Below are 2,086 nucleotides of genomic sequence, written 5' to 3' on the forward strand. Positions count from 1 at the left end.
AGCGCTTCTGTCGCCAACTGAGCTCTGTCTTTATCCGCCATACTGGGATTGACCAGCATAAGATTTCTATCAATGCTGCGATAGATGCTGGCATTCGTCAATTTGGCAATCCAAGCGCCAATTTGTGCCACCACGCGCATGAGCGATAGCGGCACAAATCTAATCAAATCGTACATCAAAAAGATGCCTTATTCCGATTTTTCTTTTTCTCGGATGCGAATGCCAAGCTCACGAAGCTGCTTACTGTCTACGGCAGCAGGTGCTTGAGTTAATGGACATTCTGCGGTTTTGGTTTTCGGGAAGGCGATCACGTCACGAATTGATGAAGAGCCTGTCATCAGCATGATCAGACGATCAAGACCGAAGGCTAAGCCGCCATGAGGTGGTGCGCCATATTTTAGGGCGTTTAATAGGAAACTGAATTTCTCTTCAGCTTCTTCTTCACCAATGCCAAGCGCTTCGAAGATGGCTTTTTGCATCTCAAGGGTGTAGATACGTAGCGAACCACCACCGATTTCGGTGCCATTTAACACCATGTCATAGGCAACAGACAGTGCCTCGCCTGGGTTGTTTTTGACGTCTTCTACGCTTGATTTTGGTAGAGTGAATGGATGGTGAACAGAAGTCCATTTACCGTCATCGGTTTCTTCAAACATTGGGAAATCAACCACCCACAGCGGCGCCCATTCTGAAGTTAATAGATTTAGATCATGGCCAAGCTTAACACGGAGTGCACCCATCGCATCATTAACTACTTTTGCTTTGTCAGCGCCAAAGAAGATGATGTCGCCAGATTCTGCGCCTGTACGCTTGATAAGCTCTACAAGTACTTCATCGGTCATGTTCTTGATGATCGGTGACTGTAGACCAGATTCTTTATCAACGCCGTTATTGATGTTGTTAACGTCGTTCACTTTGATGTATGCCAAACCTTTGGCGCCATAGATGCCCACGAATTTGGTGTATTCATCAATCTGCTTACGGCTGATTTCTGCGCCATTAGGCACGCGCAATGCAGCAACACGACCTTTAGGGTCTTGGGCTGGCGTTGAGAATACTTTGAACTCAACGTTCTGCATGATGTCAGCCACATCCACCAGTTTAAGTGGAATGCGGAGGTCTGGCTTGTCAGAAGCGTAATCACGCATTGCCACTGAATAAGGCATGCGTTCAAACTTGTCAAATTTCACGCCAAGCAGCTCATCAAACAGCTTAACGGTCATGCCTTCCATCAAATCCATGATGTCGTTATCGTCTAGGAATGAAGTCTCGATGTCAATTTGGGTAAATTCTGGCTGGCGATCAGCGCGTAGGTCTTCATCGCGGAAACACTTAGCGATCTGATAGTAACGATCGATACCGCCCACCATTAACAGCTGCTTAAATAGCTGCGGTGATTGTGGTAGGGCATAGAACTCACCATTAGATACACGGCTCGGTACCAGGTAGTCACGCGCGCCTTCTGGCGTGGCACGAGTTAGAATAGGTGTCTCAACATCCAAGAAACCATGCTCATCTAGGTAGTTACGAATTAGATTGGTTACTTTTGAGCGGAAACGTAGACGATCTAGCATCTCAGGGCGACGAATGTCTAAGAAACGATATTTTAAACGCAGCTCTTCTGAGACATTAACGCTGTCGTCATTAAGTGGGAAAGGCGGGGTGTCTGCCTTGGCAAGCAGTTCGATCTCTTTACCCAATAGCTCAACTTGACCGCTGGTCATGCTGTCATTTTCGGTGCCTTCATAGCGACGACGAACACGACCTGTGATTTTAAGTAGGTATTCAGAGCGCGCAGCATCAGCAGTTGCAAATGCTTTTGGAGTATCTGGATCGATCACGACTTGCAATAAGCCTTCACGGTCACGCATGTCTAGGAAAATCACACCGCCGTGGTCACGACGACGATGTACCCAGCCTGCGATGGTGATGGTTTGATCAATGAGTTCTTCGGTCACAAGACCGCAATAATGACTGCGCATCATAGAATAATTGCCTTAAAAACGAAACTATAAAAATCTAAAAACAAAATACAAAGATAGATTTAAGGATTTTAGCAAAAATACGCCAAAATGTTAATCTAAAT

1 protein-coding gene is annotated in these 2,086 nt (G+C 46.0%); it reads right to left on the bottom strand.

Annotated features, from left to right (window positions below):
* Nucleotides 1-188: 188 nt before the first annotated feature.
* Nucleotides 189-1,985 (bottom strand): aspartate--tRNA ligase, encoded by a 1,797-nt coding sequence (gene aspS, locus GY683_RS07355; RefSeq protein WP_297288117.1) that lies wholly within the window; start codon nt 1,983-1,985, stop codon nt 189-191.
* Between the last annotated feature and the right edge of the window lie 101 nt (nt 1,986-2,086).

This window comes from Moraxella sp. (genome assembly GCF_024227015.1).
Taxonomy (GTDB): domain Bacteria; phylum Pseudomonadota; class Gammaproteobacteria; order Pseudomonadales; family Moraxellaceae; genus Moraxella.

Bases quoted from the DNA above. Each gene is read 5' to 3' on its own strand.
- aspS (WP_297288117.1), bottom strand. From the start codon at position 1,985: ATGATGCGCAGTCATTATTGCGGTCTTGTGACCGAAGAACTCATTGAT.